Origin of the sequence: Dactylosporangium darangshiense (assembly GCF_039537565.1) — a bacterium.
In the GTDB taxonomy this organism is placed as follows: domain Bacteria; phylum Actinomycetota; class Actinomycetes; order Mycobacteriales; family Micromonosporaceae; genus Dactylosporangium; species Dactylosporangium darangshiense.
Genome location: NZ_BAABAT010000046.1, coordinates 17,312 through 33,046, shown reverse-complemented (window position 1 = coordinate 33,046; position 15,735 = coordinate 17,312). Strand labels below are relative to the sequence as shown.

Sequence of the window (15,735 nt, the reverse complement as noted above, 5' to 3'; positions counted from 1 at the left end):
ACGTTCCGAGCCGTCCGTTCGACGTATGAGTTGAAGCCGCCGAGCGATCAGGTGAAGAGATGGGACATGACGCTCGTTCGGTTGCTAGTGCCGCGTCAGGCCACGTTCGCCCTGTCGACGATGCCGTTCAGGGCGGCGAAGAGGTGCCGTACCCGATGCGGGCGGGGTACGTGGCCGACCGTCTCGGCCGCGACCGAGGTCGACCCGGCCCGGCTGCGGCCGGAACTCAGGATGATTCGCTCAGATCCCGAGTGACCGAAGGCGCGACGCCGCCGCGCCGGGCGCCTGCGCGAGGCACGCGCGTCGGGTTCGGCCATAGATAATTCGTATTAGCACCTTGACCACGCCGCAGTGTGCCCGCCACCATTCGTAACACGCCGGTAATGTACAGGGGCGGGAGGGACAGATGGTGTACGGCTACGACCGGCTGGCTCAGCACGGCTCTCGCTCCGTCGGCTTCAGCCGGAATGTCCACCGACACACGCGAGCGTCCGCGAGGGGCTCGTCCAATGTGGAACTTCCAGGTCCACCGCCGCATCGTTGATCGCTCTCCATCTTTCATCGCCCCGACGGCCAGTCGTGCCTGTCGTACGACCGCCGCCAGCGTCGCCGATGCGACCACCGCGCGACCTCGACCGCTGTCCCCAGGGAGAAAATTCTGTGACATCTCAGCGCCTCGCCCGCCGCACCGCCTACGCCGCGGCTACAGGACTCGTCACCGCCGCCCTCGCCGCGACGCCGGCCGCGACCGCGTCGTCGGCAGCCGCAGGTCCGTTCAGCTTTCCGACCTTCAGCTATGTCGGCACGGCGTTCGACAAGAGTCAGCTGAAGTACAACCCGACGAACGAGTTCATCTTTCCCAGCATCATCCGCGCGGCTGACTACTTCACCAATCCGCTCGGCGCCTACTACATGTATTACGCGCCGCACGAGCGGCCGGGTGGTATCTCCCTCGCCTATGCCGATTCCATCAACGGCCCCTGGACCGAGTACCCGATCAACCCGCTGATCTCCAACACCTGGCTGCCGAACTACAACACGGTCAGCCACATCTCCTCACCGCACGCCATCTGGGTTGAAGGCGAGCAGAAGCTGTTCCTCTACTTCCACGGCGAGAACTCGATCACCCGGTACGCCACGTCCAGCGACGGCATCCATTTCGAGTACGGTGGCACGGCGGTCCGGCAGGACGCGAGCACCGGCGGCGAGACCTCGTACGCCCGCGTCTTCGAGCAGTCGGTCCCGCGGCTCGGCAGCCGGTACCTGATGCTGTTCATGGACAATCCGACCGCCGCACCTCCCGGCCCGACCGGTCCGGTCTCGCGGCGCATCCGCTGGGCCGTCTCCCCCGACGCCCGGAACTGGACGATCCAGCCGCAGCCGATCGTCGTCCCGCAGGGCGACGAAGGCCCGAACGCTTCCGGCCCGTTCTACCTGCGCTGGCAGGGCCGCAATCTGGTCATCTTCCACGCTGCCGACGGGAACATGCACGCGGTGGACGTCGGCGACAACTTCGACCAGGAGATCCACCTCGGCGTCGTGCACGACTCGATGGCGACCGCGCCGGATCTGGGCCGCTCCGCGGCACCCACCTTCTACTTCGACGGCACCACGGTCCACATGTACTACGAGGCCGGTGGGCGGCTCACCGCCACCATCGGGCACGCGGTGGCCACGCTGGGTGAACCGCTGCCCGAGCGGCAATTGGACTGCACCGTCGACCAGCCGCGGCTGTGGCCACCGAACCACCGCATGGTCGATGTCAACGTGCGCGTCGACCTGCCGGACGGCGTCCTCGGGCCGCACGCGTTCCAGCTCGTCGATGTCGCGGGTGGGGACGCGGCGGACGTCACGGGATTCGTCCCGGGACAACCGTCGCTGACCGGAGAGCTGCGTGCCGAACGCGCCGGCAACGGCTTCGACCGGGTCTACACGCTGACGTATCGCGGCCACGACGAGATCGGCCGCCCGACGGGCTGCACCGTCACGGTCACCGTCCCGCACGACCAGGGGCAGGACCAGTAAGCACCGGTCGGCGAGCTTCGCCGCGTTCTCGAGGCGGGTGAAGGAGGCAGATCGTGTCCTTCCTCACCCGCCTTCATAGTTCGCATCAGCGTCCTGACGGCGCCCGAGCGGCGCACGCGGACTCATCGACCACGAACCGGTCCGCGACGAGCGTCCACACCCCACGGCCGCTCACCGAGGGAAGTGACGCACGCTGACCCGTCACGCCCGGCCCGTTCTCCTGCCGTCGCCGCCCACGACGGAGGGAACGCTATGTCCCGTAGCCTGAAGGCCTCTTCTCCCGACGCACGCTGCTGCACGGCGCGGCCGCCGCCGGTGTCGCGACCGCGACTCCTGATGGATCCCAGCCAGAGTGCTGGTGGGAGCCAATATGCGTAGCAGCCCCGATCTTGACGGGGTTCGCCTTTCGGTTCTCGTGTACCCGGTGGTCGCTGCGGCATGATGGTTCGTCGTGCTGCTGTGACTGGCCTACCTAGGCTTGACCAACGTGTTCGCGGTGCTGCGCCTGCTGCCCACGAATAACCGGGACAGGGACATCGAGGTCCTCGTGCTGCGGCATCAGATCATGGTGTTGCAGCGCCAGTTGGGCAACGGGAAAGTAAGGTTCGACAACGGCGACCGGGCACCCCGAGACTCGGTTGGGCGAGCACCCACCCAAGCATTCGGTTCAGGACAAAGGCCCTGAATCCCGGATAACTCCAGGTCAGTGCCCAGGACTTGAACCTACAACCCGCAGATTAAGAGCCCTGCCGGCGGTGCTTGTCTGTCCCACGCCGTCCTTTTTGGGCGATTTGGCGCCCTGTCATGCTGGGCCCGTGACCCCCAAAATCCCGGAGTGCCTTGCTCCGTGACGGGGTGTCCCCGTGGCGGCTGAGCACCCGTCGAGCGCCCATGTGCGGCGTCGGTGCTCCCGTCACGCGGTGACCGGCTGGGTGGCCTCCGGGGTCGTCGTCGGTTCCGCGGGAGACGGCGGGCAGGGCGTGGCCGCGACCGGGACGTCGAGTGGCCGGGGCGGCTCGACATCGCAGGCGGGCCCCGTGCCCGACGAGCCGCCGGACCCGCGCCCCGGCGGCCCGCGACGAGCGCCAGCAGTGCGAGGGCGGCGAGGAGGCGCATAGCTGAAGATCGTGAGCGGGGCGGGGGCCATCGCTGCCCGAACGCGTCGCGGCCGCGAGATGTTCACCTGACGAATATCAGATCTCGGACACCCTGTTCGAGGTGCTCGAGACACAGGGCGTCCTGCAGAGCCCTGAGCTGCAGGTCACCCTGGTGCCACCGGGCTCGACAGTCCTCATCGATCCTGCCACCCGCGTCCCCCCGAGGGCGGGCAGTCGCGTTCGGACCGCAGCCCGACGCCGCGCAGGTGTACCCGGCCGTGCTCGACGAGCTGATCCCATCGGCGTGGCATCACGTCGAACGCTACGCAAACAACCCAGTCGAGGCTGATCACAGCCAACTCAAGCGCCGGCTCAGACCGATGCGTGGACTGCGCACCGACCGGACCGCCCAGACCATCATCGCCGGACACGCCTTCATGCAGAACGTTCGCCACGGCCACTACGAACTTGGACTCGGCGCTCCACACGGGCTGCGGATCGCTACGGCGTTCACCGAACTCGCGGCCACCATCTGAAGCGGGCCCTGGGCTCAACTGCGCCTTCCGAACGATTACGCAACGGCACCTTCCGCCTCCCCGGGAATTCACGCGTCCCGCTTCACGGTGATCCGGACCGCCTCGGTCAGTTCCCGGGCCAGGCGCTCGGCCTTCTCCGGGTCGGCGGCGCCGACGACGATCAGGCCGACCCGGTCGCTGGACTTGGTCAGCACCGGCACCTCGTCGCCCGGCCGCAGGCTCAGCTCGGCGTGGATCACCGCTGGGTGCGCCCCCACCTCGTCCCAGCCCTCGATCGCGAACACCCGGCCGGGCGGCGGGGTCAGGTAGCGAACGGCCGCGCTCCGGGTCGCCGCCAGCGAGCGCGGCGTCGGCGAACGGCCGAGCAGGTCGTCGAAGATCAGGCCGAACAGCTCCAGGCCTGGGATCGCGTACTCGATCAAGGCGTGGATCCAGTCGCCGCCGATCCGCCCGTGCACCTCGCCGAGCACTACGCCTGCCGGGGTGAGCCACAGCTCCACGTGGAAGGCACCGGTGCGCAGCCCGATGGTGGTCAAGGCGGCGCCGACCTGCCGCTCGATTTCCCGCTGGTCGGCCTCGGGCAGCGGGGCGGGCAGCACGTGACCGACTTCGACAAAGTACGGCAGCGGGGTCTTCTCCTTGGCGGTGATGGCCAGCACGACCGGCTCGCCCGCCAGCAAGATTCCTTCAACGCTGTACTCGGGGCCCTCGACGAACTGCTCGACCAGGAAGGGCCCGGCGTCGGGCAGCAGGCACACGGCCGCCGGAAGGTCGGCGGCCGCGCGGACGAGGCTTACCCCGACGCTGCCCATGGCGTCTCGCGGTTTGACGATCCACGGGCCGGCGTTCGTCTTGAGGAACGTCAGCGCGTCGGACGCGCTCGCGCACAGCCGCACGGCGGGCTGGGCGAACCCGGCTTTGGCCAGGGCGGCCCGGCAGTAGTCCTTGGTGCGCGCGGTCTCGACGGACTCCGGCTGATTCCCGCGTACTCCCAGGGCCCGCGCGGTCAGCGCGGTCTCCACTTGTGCCACTTCGTGCAGGCCGAAGACGGCGTCGATCCGGTCGCCCTCGGCCACCCGGCGTACGGCCCAGTCCGCGGTTTCCCCGGTGCGGGACAGGTCGGCCTCGAAGGCGGCGTCCGCCAGCTCGAGGACCGATGGTGTCGCCGCCAGCACGGCGGGCCGGTTGGTGACGTACGTGCGCAGGCCGCGCGCCCGGGCCTGAGTCAGTGCGCGGACCGCCAGGTCCACGTTGGCCGGCAGCGGCCGGGCGCCACCCACGAACAGTAGGGTCTCGTCACTCATCGCTGCTCTCCCCCGACGTGTACTTCGCCATTCTTAGATGAGCTTCATCACAAATGCAGTGGCCATAGATCCCGGTGTTCGACCGCGAATCAGAGAACCAAGTAGCCGGGAAAACGTGGTACTGGCCACCTCGATCACCGCAGTCACCCAGTTCTCCGGCAAGGCATCTCTTGACACCCTGCCCGATCTGCCGGTCATGCGCGTCGGCCGTGGGGTGTGCCCCTAGCTACCGCACATTGCGCACCGGGCTACTGCCAGCGGATGACGGTACGCCTGCGGGGTGAGCCACGATCGCGACAGCCAGCCGACGCGCGTCGCGCGCACCCGCCGGCATGATCGGCGGGACGAGCGCAGAACGACGAAAGGAGCGTGGACACCGACCCGCTCCATCGGTCGGCGCAGTGCTCAAGCGTGTGGCCTCACCGACCTTCATCGCGGCGATGCCGGAACAAGCCGCCTAGTCGGCGGTTTCGCCCATCTGCGCAACGCACTGTCGGACCGGCGTCTGCGCTGATGCGTGTACTGGCCCGGAATGCACTCCGATGACATGCCCGTGGAGAAGGTGATGACGACCGAGACTGCACGTACGGGACGGGGCTCTGGCGCGACTAGCCCGCTGCTATCGGCGCCGCCGCCTGGTCCTGCTGACCTGGATCGTCGGCGTGATCGCTGTGGCGCTGGTGGGCTTCGGCTACGCCGCCGCCCCCGACAACGACTTCTCCGGCGGAAACTCTGATTCCGCCAAGGCGCAGGCGCTGATCGAGAAGCATTTCCCCGAGCGGCAGGGGGACACGCTGACTCTCGCGATCAAAGCAGATAAGGGAATCGACGACCCCGCAGTCCGGCGGAAGATCGAGAAGGTCATCGCCGATCTGGACGCCTCACCCATTACTGGACCGATAACCTCGCCGTACCAGGACAGCAACCTGGTGGCCAAGGATCGCCACATCGCCCGTACCACCATCCCGCTGACCGAAGAGGATGCGAAGAAGACCGAGGTCAAGTCCCTGGTGGACGTTGTCAAGCAGGCCTCCGGAGACGGCGTGTCGTTGGGGCTTGGCGGGAACCCAGGCAGAGAAGGCCGAGACACCCGCGCAGGGGCCGGGCGATAGCGTGGGCGTCCTCGCGGCAGCGGTGATCTTGTTCATCGCCTTCGGGTCGCTGGTGGCGATGGGCCTGCCTATCGTGACCGCCCTGATGGCGATCCTCGGCGGCCTTGCCCTGACCAACCTGTCGGGGTATCTCGTTCCCGCGCCGGATTTCACCGTGGTCTTCGCCGCACTGATCGGGCTCGGTGTCGGCATCGACTACGCACTGTTCATCGTGACCCGCTACAAGGACAACCTCCAGAACAGCGACGATCCCGAGAGCGCCACCGTCAACGCCATCACCACCGCGGGTCACGCGGTGCTGTTCGCCGGCACGACCGTGGTGATCGCAATGCTGGGCCTGGTCACCGTGGGACAGAGGCTGATGACCGGGGTCGCCGTCGGCGCGTCGGCGACCGTGCTGGTGACCATGATCGCCGCGGTGACCCTGCTACCGGCGTTCCTGGGCTTTATCGGCCACGGGATCAACTCGCTGCGGCTGCCTCGCCGCACGTCCCGTTGGCGAGCCTCTACTGGTGGCCCGGCCCCAACGCGCCGTGCCGCCGCCGAGCGCTGGGCCTGCACAGTACAGCGCAGGCCATTGGTCACTGTGGTACTGGCCTGCGCGGTTCTGCTGGTGCTGGCCGCCCCCACGCTGTCCATGCGCCTCAGCCCTGCCCGACGCCGCGTGCAGCCCCACGACAGGAGCAGCTGCAACTCGTACACGATCCTCTCCGAGGGTTTTGGCCCTGGCTACGGCGCTCCCCTGATCTTCGCCACTAAGGCTGGCTCCAAGGATGCGCTGGGCGCCGTCGTCGAAGCGGTCAGCGCGACCGAGGGCATCGCCTTCGTCACGACACCCCAGGTCGGCAAGGACGGGCCGCCACCAACGCCGTGGGTGCACGTCTATTCGTGGACGTCACCCAATCCCGAGGCGTACTGCACCTGGACTTGGCCGTTGTACGCCCGGACTACCTGAGGGTGCACGGCTACAAGTGGCTGCTGTGCCCGCGTGAAGCCGCCTGGCTTGTCACCCCACACCACGACGAACTGCACCCGCTGATGCCGAGTTGGAAAATCCACTTGAGACGGCGGCTACTTCGGCGGCGGGCTGAGGTTGGCCGCAGGCACGGCCCGCTGTGACACCTCACCGGCCTGGCTGTCGTGGATCGGCGCCCGCGCCGCCATCGAGCTCATGGCGCAGCTTCCGGCGGCAGCTGTCGAACGGCACTGCCTCACCCTGGCCGAGACCTTCCGAGAAGGGGCCCGATCCGCTGGTGCTGGACCTGCCGGTGTCGGCCGGCCCAGCCACATCGTGGCCGTCCAAGCACCAGACCCGGAGGCGGTACGGGACCGCCTACGGGCGGGACGCGTGCACGCGCAGGTGCTCGGTGACCGCCTGCGAGTCGGCTTCCACTACTTCAACAACGACGACGATGTGACGGCCGTTCTACGCGCGCTGGCGATCTAACCTGCGCCATTGCTTCAGACGATCCCGGTCGCGATGTGTTTCCCGCGGACCCCAACACCGGTTCCTCACATCGTGGAGGCCTTTGGACCGGGATCGGATCGGCACATCGGTGGTTATGGACGCGGTGGCGCTGGGCCAGGAGGGTCGACCAGGCGGTGCCGGTATGCCAGCGCGACCAGTTGTGCGCGGTCGCGGGCGCCGAGTTTGGCCATGGCGTGGCTGATGTGGGTTTTCGCGGTGGCCTGGCTGATGGACAGGGCCTCGGCGATTTCCTCGTTGCTCATCCCATGTGCGGCCAGCCCGGCGACCTCCCGCTCCCGTTCGGTCAGCTGGGCCAGGGCTTTGGCGTTGACCTGGCGGTTGGGGGAGCGGTCGACGAGCCGGGCAACCAGCCGGCGGGTCAGACCGGGCGACAGCAGCGCTTCGCCGCCTGCCACGACTCGGATGCCGTGCAGCAGTTGGGCGGGATCCGTGTTCTTGATCAGGAATCCGCTGGCGCCGGCGTCCAGTGCTTCGATGACGTATTCGTCGTGGTCGAACGTGCTGAGGATCAGCACGTGGACATGTGCAAGGTCGGGGGCCCCGGCGATGCGGCGGGTGGCGTCCAGCCCGTCGACATTCGGCATGCGGATGTCCATGAGGACGACGTCGGGTTGGGTTTGTCGTGCCAGGTCTACAGCTGTCGCGCCGTCGGCGGCCTCACCGACCACGATCATCCCCGGCTCGTTGTCGATGAGGACCCGGAACCCGGCGCGGACCAGCGACTCGTCGTCGGCGATGAGGACCCGCAGCGGCTCGGTCACGCCTCACCGCCGGACGGTGCCGGTGGTTGCCGGTCCCTGACAATCCCCGTCGGGCGGCCGCCAGGGCGGCAAGTCATCAGCGAGTGCACGTGGTCATCATGACTCGTCCCGGGTGGGTAACGCGCACCGCACCCGGAAGCCTCCCTGGGGGTGCGGGCCGGCGCTGAACTGTCCGGACAGGGCCAGGGCCCGCTCTCGCATGCCGCTGATGCCGTGTCCGTTGCGACCGTTGGTGGTGGTATCGCCAGGGCTGGCGGCACGCCCATCGTCACGGACCTGGATCACCACCTGCGAGGGTTCGTAGTGCAGGTCGAGCTGGACGGTGCTGGCGCGTCCGTGGCGTAGCACGTTGGTCAGCGCTTCCTGGATGATCCGATAGGCGGCAAGATCAATTGCTGCGGGCAGTGACCGGGCACTGCCGTGGACATTGAGCTTGGGCTCAACCCCCGCCACCCGAACCGGGTCGAGCAGGGCGTCGAGCTGGTCGAGGCCGCCTCGTGGGGTTCGGGGTTCGTCTGGCTCGTTGTCGGAGCGTAGGACTCCCAGCATGGTTTTGACGTCGGTCAGTCCCTGGTCGCTGATGCGTTTGATCGTGGTCAGCGCTTCAGCCGCTTGCGCGGGTCGGGTGGCCAGCAGGTGCATGCCGACCCCGGCCTGCACGCTGATGCTGGCCATGGTGTGGCCGAGAATGTCGTGGAGCTCGCGGGCGATGCGCAACCGTTCCTCGACCACGTGGCGGCGGGCTTGCTCCTCGTGGGTTTGGGCCTCGCGGGCAAGTTGAGCGCGGGTGGCCACCAGCAACGCCCGGTAGTAGCCGACCGCGGTGCCGGCAGCGCCAGCGGTGGCGATCATCCACACGACGGTGCCGGAGAGTCCAGCCGGCACGCGGGCGCCGAAGGCCAGGTGGATCGCGACCAGCGCGCCCAGCGCGCTCAGCACGGAGCCGGCCAGCCCCCACCGCCACCCACGCAGAGCTGCGAGGGTATAGCAGGCGATCACCGACGTCAGCGGGATCAGCACGCCGGGAAAATGGGCGGCAGACCAGACCAGGGCGACCGAGTTGAGGACCACCAGCACCGATTCCGGGTAGCGGCGCCGCAGCGCCACCGTGACCGCCACGACCCCGATCAACACGACCGCGCCGGCCTCGAGCGGGCGGGGGTTGATGACCCACGGCGGTCCGACGCCGATCCAGCTGGCGGCCAGCAGCAGCACCGCTACCCCGACGCCGACCCCGGCATCGGGGAGGGTCGGTGCGGCCCTGCGCACGGTACTGAGCTGTGGTGTCTGCATCCCGCAACATCCTGCCGCATCCGCCGGCCATGCACATCCGCCGCGAGGCGTGCCTCAGCTACCGCACACGGCGCACCGATCTACCACCAGCGGATGACGGTACGCCCGCGGGATGAGCCGCGGAACGCTACCGCCAGCCGACGCGCGTTGCGCGCACCCGCCGCCACGATCAGCGGGACGAGCGCAAAAACGAGGAAAAGACCGTTGGCAGCGCGGCGGGACAGGACCGCACGACGCCAACTGTCCGCGGCGCGAGTGCCTCGTGATTCGCCCAACCTCAAGGAGTTTCTTCGATGCGTAAGGCTTTTGCCGGGCTGGCGGCCCTGTTCCTGCTGGCCGTCGTTGTCCAGTTCTTCCTCGCCGCCAGCGGCGCGTTCAACACGGCGCCCAACGACGAGTCCTTCCGACCACATCGGACGTTGGGGTACGTAATCTTCCTGCTCGCGGTCGTGCTGGTCATCGTCGCGGCGCTGGCCCGGATGTCCGGTCGGCTCATCGGCATGGCTGGGCTGGTCGCCGGCTTGGTCGTTGTGCAGGTTCTGATCGCGGCACTGGCCAGAGCATTCGATACGGGCGACATCACGACGACGGCCGGGCAGCTCATCTTCGGCCTGCACGCGGTCAACGGCCTGGCCATTGTCGCGGTGAGCGCGAGGATCCTCCGCCAGGCGCGAGCGCTGGCGTCCCGGCCGGTAGCGGGACCGGCTCCGACGGCGTCATGACAACGGGGCAGTGGATCATCCTGGACCACGCGGTCACGCTGCTGAGCGTCGCGGCATGGTTCGCGGCCGGCGTCACGGCGGCCCTCGCGCGCGCCCAGGCGGCGCTCGGCCTCCTGGAGGCGGCGGTGCTGGTGAGCCTTGCCCGGATCGCCACAGTGGCGATACTGGCCGGTCGGGGCTGGTGGTTTGTGCAGGAGAAGGTCCTGCTAGGGCTGCCGATGCTCGCCGCCGGCGGGTTGGCCGCGGTGCTCATCGCTGGCCCGACGCTGCGGGAAGCGAGGCGGACACCGAACAACGGGCTGCCGGCACGGAGCGTCGTCGCGCTGTTGAGCGCCGCGTACGCGGCGGCGGCCGGTTTCGTGGTGACCTTGCTGATCGGATTCCCCCCCACGTGGGGCACCGCGCTGATCACGGTCTCGCTCGTGTGCGCCGGCGTGCTGCTCACCGCACGCGTGCTCGCCGTGAAGGCCGGGGCGGCCGCTGCCGGCGACGCTCCCGTCAACCGTCAGGCCGGCGAGATCGTCGCCAGCGTCGCGATCGGGCAGGTAATGGAGAGTCGGGTCTCGCGTCGCCGGTTCATCCGGGTTGCCGGCGTCGCGGTCGTCGTCGGTGCAGGCGCCTCCGGTGTCGGCGTGTCGCTCATGCCTGTGGAACCCGTCACCACCGGAGACGGTCGCGTACGCTCGGCTGGCTCAGGTCCGACGCGGTCGGTGGCCGACCTGCGCGGTGCCGGCACACCGGCTTCCGGCGGTACCCGGCAGCAGCATGTCCTCACCGCTCGGACCGCCAGGGTGCGACTGCCGTCCGGGCGGGAAGTCGACGCATGGGCCTACAACGGGCAGGTACCCGGTCCGCCGATCACGGTCACTCAGGGTGACCTGGCCGAAGTGGCGCTGCGCAACACCGATATCCAGGACGGCGTGACCGTGCACTGGCACGGCTACGACGTGGCCTGCGGTGAGGATGGCGTACCTGGCCTGACGCAGAACGTCGTCGCCCCGGGGGAGGAGTTCGTCTACCGGTTCCGCGCCGACCAGGTGGGAACCTACTGGTACCACACCCACCAGGTGTCAGACCGCGGCGTACGCAAGGGGCTGTACGGCACCCTGGTCGTGACGACACGCATCATGCAGCAGGCGGACGCGGCGCCCGGGCAGGTGGATCTGACTCTGCCCGTGCACACCTTCGACGGCACCGTGGTCATCGGGGACTCCGACCAGCGCACCGAACACGCCGTATCCGCCGGTGCTCCGGTGCGCCTGCGGTTGATCAACACCGATTCGCAGCCGCACCATTTCGCGTTGGCTGGCACACCGTTTCGGGTGGCGGCCGTTGACGGACGGGATCTCCATGGGCCCGGCGAGGTCAGTGACGTCAGGCTGCGCCTGGCCGCGGGTGGGCGGTACGACCTGGTCTTCGTGATGCCCGACAGGTCCGTGGCGCTCGTGTGCGACAACGACCGCGACGGCGGACTGCGGCTGCGTGCCCAGGACGACCCCACCGGTGCCGGGCCCGGCGTCGAAGACACCTCGGGCTGGCCCGAACTCGACCTTCTCCACTACGGAACCGCGGCCGCCGTGCCGTTCGACACCGGCGCACCCGACCGGCATTTCATGATGGTCCTTGACCGTGGTGTCGCCATGGTCGACGGTGCGCCGGCGTACGCACAGACCGTCAACGGTCGAGGCCACCCGTCGATCCCGGACCAACTCGTCACCGAGGGCGACGTCGTGCGATTCACCGTGGTCAACCGGAGCCTGGAGACGCACCCCTGGCACCTCCACGGACATCCCGTGCTGATCCTTTCCAGGAACGGAACACCCTCATCCGGAAGTCCATTGTGGATGGACACTTTCGACGTCCGCCCAGGAGAGGTATGGGAGGTCGCATTCAAAGCGGCAAACCCCGGAATCTGGATGAACCACTGCCACAACCTGCCGCACGCGGATCAGGGAATGATGCTGCGGCTTCGCTACGACGGTGTGACGACGCCATTCGAGCACTCGCCTGCCGCTCACGCCCACCACCACGGCTGATCCACCGTTCGTTGGTCGACACCGCGCCCGCTCCATCGGCCGGCGCAGTGCTCGATCGTGTGGCCCCCGCCCACCTTCATCGCGGCGATGCCGGAACAAACCGCCCAGTCGGCGATCTCGCCCATCTGCGCAACGCACTGTCGGACCGGCGCCTCCGCTGACGCGCGTGCCGGCCCGGAATGCACCCCGATGACATGCCCGAGGAGAAGATAATGACGACCGAGACCGCACGTACGGACGGGGCTCTGGCGCGACTAGCCCGGTTCTGCTACCGGCGCCGCCGCCTGGTCCTGCTGACCTGGATCGTCGGCGTGATCGCCATGGCACTGGTGGGCTTCGGCTACGCCGCCGCCCCCGACAACGACTTCTCCGGCGGAAACTCCGATTCCGCCAAAGCGCAAGCGCTGATCGAGAAGCACTTCCCCGAGCAGCAGGGGGACACGCTGACTCTCGCGATCAAGGCAGACAAGGGGATCGACGACCCCGCCGCCCGGCAAAAAATCGAGAAGGTCATCGCCGATCTCGAAGCCTCACCGATCACCGGACCGGTGACCTCACCCTACCAAGACAACAACCTGGTGACGCAGGATCGTCGTATCGCCCGTACCACCATCCCGCTGACCGACAAGGACGTGGACAAGAGCCAGGCCAAGCTCCTGGTCGACACGGTCAAGGACGCCTCCGTTGACGGCGTGACGCTGGGCCTGGCCGGGGAAAAGGCGGAAAAGGCCGAGACACCCCCGGGGGGTTCGACCGAGAGCGTGGGCGTACTGGCAGCGGCGGTGATTCTGTTCATCGCCTTCGGGTCACTGGTGGCGATGGGCCTGCCGATCGTGACCGGACTGCTGGCGGTCCTGGGCGGCATCGCCCTGATGAAGCTCGCAGGGCACCTCGTCCCCTCGCCGGATTTCACGGTGCTCGTTACCGCGATGATCGGACTCGGTGTCGGCATCGACTACGCACTGTTCATCCTGACCCGCTACAGGGACAGCCTGCACGACGGTGACGAGCCCGAGACCGCCACGGTCAAGGCCATCACCAGCGCAGGTCGCGCGGTGCTGTTCGCCGGCACGACCGTCGTGATCGCCCTGCTGGGCCTGATCGCCATGGGGCAGAGGCTGATGACCGGTGTGGCCGTCGGCGCGTCGGTGGGCGTACTGGTCACGATGATCGCCGCGGTGACGCTGCTGCCGGCGTTTCTGGGCTTCACCGGCCGCAGGATCGACTCGCTGCGCCTGCCCCGCCGCACGTCCCGCCGGCACGGGGCTGACGGTGCCACGCCCCGCCGGACCCTCGCCGAGCGCTGGGCAGGCGTGGTGCAGCGCAAGCCGCTGGTCGCCGCGGCGCTGGCCGGCGCAGGCCTGCTGGTACTGGCCGCCCCCGCGCTGTCGATGCGGCTGAGCTTGCCCGACGCCAGTGTCCAGCCCCACGACCGCAGTAGCTACACCTCGTACACGATCCTCTCCGAGGGCTTCGGTCCCGGCTACGGCGCGCCGCTGATCTTTGCTACCGAGGTCGACGCGAAGAACGCCGATCTGACAAACGCCCTGGACGCTGTCAGGAACACCGACGGCATCGCCTACGTCACGCAGCCTCGGGTCAGCAAGGACGGACAGGCCGCCACCTTCATGGCCTTCCCCACGACCGGGTATCAGGATGCGGCGACCGCGGATCTGGTGCACAAGTTGCGCGACGACGTGCTGCCCCACGCATCCGGCGGCGACCGGATCTACCTCGGCGGCCCGAACGCCGGCGCGATCGACTTCTCCGAGGACACCAGCTCGCACCTGCCTCTGATGATCACGGTCGTGATCGTGCTGTCGCTGATGCTGTTGATCGTGCTGGTCCGGTCGGTCACGATCGCGCTGCAGGCCGCTGTGATGAACCTGCTGTCGATCGGCGCTGCCTACGGCGTGCTGGTCGCGATCGTGCAGTGGGGATGGCTCGGCACGGCCTTCGGTTTCCCCACCACCATGCCGATCACGACCTGGGTACCGATGATGATGTTCCCGATCCTGTTCGGCCTGTCGATGGACTACGAGGTCTTCCTGATCTCCCGAATCCGTGAGGAGTACGAGCGCACCGGCGACACCCGCAGCGCCGTCGCTCGCGGCCTGGCGCGGACCGCCAAGGTCATTACGGCCGCAGCCGCCATCATGGTCGCCATCTTCACGACCGCCACGCTCGGCCCCGACGTTTCGGTCAAGCAGATCGGTCTGGGCATGGCCATCGCCGTCCTCGTCGACGCCACCATCATCCGGATGGTCCTCGTCCCCGCGGTGATGGAACTGTGCGGCAAGGCCAACTGGTGGATGCCCGGACGCCGGGCACCGAAGGCAACCTCGGGCACACCGACCAGGATCGGAGAGGACGCCAGGGTATGACCCTCGTCGAGCCGGACTCCGCGCTTTCGGGCGGGTGCCCCGCACTCCGTTGCCAAGCTCCGGGAGCGCCCTGGTCCGCCCGGCGGGCAGGTCGGGCATACAACCTCGAGACCAGCGTTCTCTGGGGCTGGAGGGCGGCCGACCGGGCAAGCAACCGAAGGAGCGAGCATGAGAACCCCGGTCAAGTTGACCGTATTAGACGCTGGGCCTGCTGGCGGTCTTCGGCGCGGCCGCCGGTTTCGGCAGCATCGCCGGACCGAGCCAGGCTGCTCCACCTGCGCATCGCGAAGCCCACACGGCCGAGAACACCGGCACGCACGGCGCCGCCCAGGCCGACAACGCCGCAGCCCACGTGCCCGACGGGCTGCAGGTTGCTCAGGATGGCTACCTGCTGACCCCGGTGACCGGCTCGCTCGCGGTGGGCGACGCCCGGCCGTTCGCGTTCCGTGTGCTCGGCCCGGACGGCAACCCGGTCACCGAGTACACGACCAGCCATGACAAAGGACCTGCACCCTGATCGTGGTACGCCATGACCTGTCGGGCTATCAGCACCTGCACCTGACGCTGCGGGCCGACGGCCCGTGGTCGGTGCCGCTGGCGGTGGACGCACCGGGGCAGTAGCGGGTCTTCGTCGACTTCAAGCCGGCGGCGGCGAGGAGGGCCTGACCCTCGGCGTCGACGTGCCTGCGCCGGGCGACTACCAGCCGCAGGCGTTGCCGGCGCCGTCGCGGACCGCCGAGGTCGACGGCTACACCGTCACCCTCGCCGGTGACCTGGTCCCGGGCAGCTCGTCGAGGCTGACCCTGTCGGTGAGCCGGCACGGGACGCCGGTCACCGATCTGGAGCCGTACCTGGGCGCCTACGGACACCTGGTGACGCTGCGCGACGGCGACCTGGCCTACTGCACGTGCACGTAGCCGCCCATTGCCGCCCGAATCCACATGCCGAGGGATTTGCATCAAGTGGGTTTGATGTA

At 68.5% G+C, this 15,735-nt stretch carries 13 protein-coding genes; 10 read left to right on the top strand and 3 right to left on the bottom strand.

Features of this window, described 5'->3' with window-relative positions; genetic code table 11:
* The first annotated feature begins 660 nt into the window (after positions 1-660).
* Positions 661-2,025 carry a glycoside hydrolase family protein gene (locus ABD901_RS47015; protein WP_345138410.1) on the top strand — a complete coding sequence of 455 codons (1,365 nt, stop codon included), beginning with the start codon at positions 661-663 and terminating at the stop codon, positions 2,023-2,025.
* A gap of 904 nt (positions 2,026-2,929) precedes the next feature.
* Positions 2,930-3,658: a DDE-type integrase/transposase/recombinase gene (locus tag ABD901_RS47010; RefSeq protein WP_345138408.1), complete on the top strand. Its 729-nt coding sequence runs from the start codon at positions 2,930-2,932 to the stop codon at positions 3,656-3,658.
* 68 nt (positions 3,659-3,726) lie between these two features.
* Here the strand turns inward: ABD901_RS47010 and ABD901_RS47005 are convergent, their stop codons facing one another.
* Positions 3,727-4,962, bottom strand: a complete 1,236-nt coding sequence (locus ABD901_RS47005) for an ATP-grasp domain-containing protein (protein WP_345138406.1) — start codon at positions 4,960-4,962, stop codon at positions 3,727-3,729.
* A 662-nt stretch (positions 4,963-5,624) separates the two neighbouring features.
* On the opposite strand from ABD901_RS47005, the gene ABD901_RS47000 reads away from it, so the two are divergent.
* The 3 genes from ABD901_RS47000 to ABD901_RS46990 all read left to right on the top strand — a co-directional run bounded on the left by ABD901_RS47000 (position 5,625) and on the right by ABD901_RS46990 (position 7,521).
* Positions 5,625-6,074 (top strand): MMPL family transporter, encoded by a 450-nt coding sequence (locus ABD901_RS47000; protein WP_345138404.1) that lies wholly within the window; start codon positions 5,625-5,627, stop codon positions 6,072-6,074.
* A complete protein-coding gene (locus tag ABD901_RS46995; protein WP_345138401.1) occupies positions 6,019-7,029 on the top strand; it encodes an MMPL family transporter in 1,011 nt (336 codons plus the stop codon). The genes ABD901_RS47000 and ABD901_RS46995 overlap by 56 nt, the downstream gene beginning before the upstream one ends.
* Positions 7,030-7,167: 138 nt before the next feature.
* Positions 7,168-7,521 carry an aminotransferase class V-fold PLP-dependent enzyme gene (locus ABD901_RS46990; RefSeq protein ID WP_345138398.1) on the top strand — a complete coding sequence of 118 codons (354 nt, stop codon included), beginning with the start codon at positions 7,168-7,170 and terminating at the stop codon, positions 7,519-7,521.
* A gap of 113 nt (positions 7,522-7,634) precedes the next feature.
* Here the strand turns inward: ABD901_RS46990 and ABD901_RS46985 are convergent, their stop codons facing one another.
* Entirely contained in the window at positions 7,635-8,324 is a 690-nt protein-coding gene (locus ABD901_RS46985) for a response regulator (RefSeq protein ID WP_345138396.1), read from the bottom strand.
* Positions 8,325-8,420: 96 nt separating this feature from the next.
* A complete protein-coding gene (locus tag ABD901_RS46980) occupies positions 8,421-9,539 on the bottom strand; it encodes a sensor histidine kinase (RefSeq protein WP_345138393.1) in 1,119 nt (372 codons plus the stop codon).
* 371 nt (positions 9,540-9,910) lie between these two features.
* Between ABD901_RS46980 and ABD901_RS46975 the strand changes: the two genes are divergently transcribed.
* From ABD901_RS46975 to ABD901_RS46955, 5 genes are all read left to right on the top strand, one after another.
* Complete coding sequence (locus ABD901_RS46975) at positions 9,911-10,339, top strand: DUF6220 domain-containing protein (protein WP_345138391.1); 429 nt, start codon at positions 9,911-9,913, stop codon at positions 10,337-10,339.
* Positions 10,336-12,375, top strand: a complete 2,040-nt coding sequence (locus ABD901_RS46970) for a multicopper oxidase family protein (protein ID WP_345138389.1) — start codon at positions 10,336-10,338, stop codon at positions 12,373-12,375. The genes ABD901_RS46975 and ABD901_RS46970 overlap by 4 nt, the downstream gene beginning before the upstream one ends.
* A 212-nt stretch (positions 12,376-12,587) precedes the next feature.
* Positions 12,588-14,759 (top strand): MMPL family transporter, encoded by a 2,172-nt coding sequence (locus ABD901_RS46965; protein ID WP_345138388.1) that lies wholly within the window; start codon positions 12,588-12,590, stop codon positions 14,757-14,759.
* A gap of 352 nt (positions 14,760-15,111) precedes the next feature.
* Positions 15,112-15,276, top strand: a complete 165-nt coding sequence (locus ABD901_RS46960) for a hypothetical protein (protein WP_345138386.1) — start codon at positions 15,112-15,114, stop codon at positions 15,274-15,276.
* Between the two features lie 163 nt (positions 15,277-15,439).
* Entirely contained in the window at positions 15,440-15,676 is a 237-nt protein-coding gene (locus ABD901_RS46955; RefSeq protein ID WP_345138383.1) for a hypothetical protein, read from the top strand.
* The last annotated feature ends 59 nt before the right edge of the window (positions 15,677-15,735 follow it).

What these genes read in the sequence shown, in the direction of transcription:
- ABD901_RS46975 (WP_345138391.1), top strand. Translation starts at nt 9,911, where the DNA reads ATGCGTAAGGCTTTTGCCGGGCTGGCGGCCCTGTTCCTGCTGGCCGTC.
- ABD901_RS46970 (WP_345138389.1), top strand. Translation starts at nt 10,336, where the DNA reads ATGACAACGGGGCAGTGGATCATCCTGGACCACGCGGTCACGCTGCTG.
- ABD901_RS47005 (WP_345138406.1), bottom strand. Translation starts at nt 4,962, where the DNA reads ATGAGTGACGAGACCCTACTGTTCGTGGGTGGCGCCCGGCCGCTGCCG.
- ABD901_RS46965 (WP_345138388.1), top strand. Translation starts at nt 12,588, where the DNA reads ATGACGACCGAGACCGCACGTACGGACGGGGCTCTGGCGCGACTAGCC.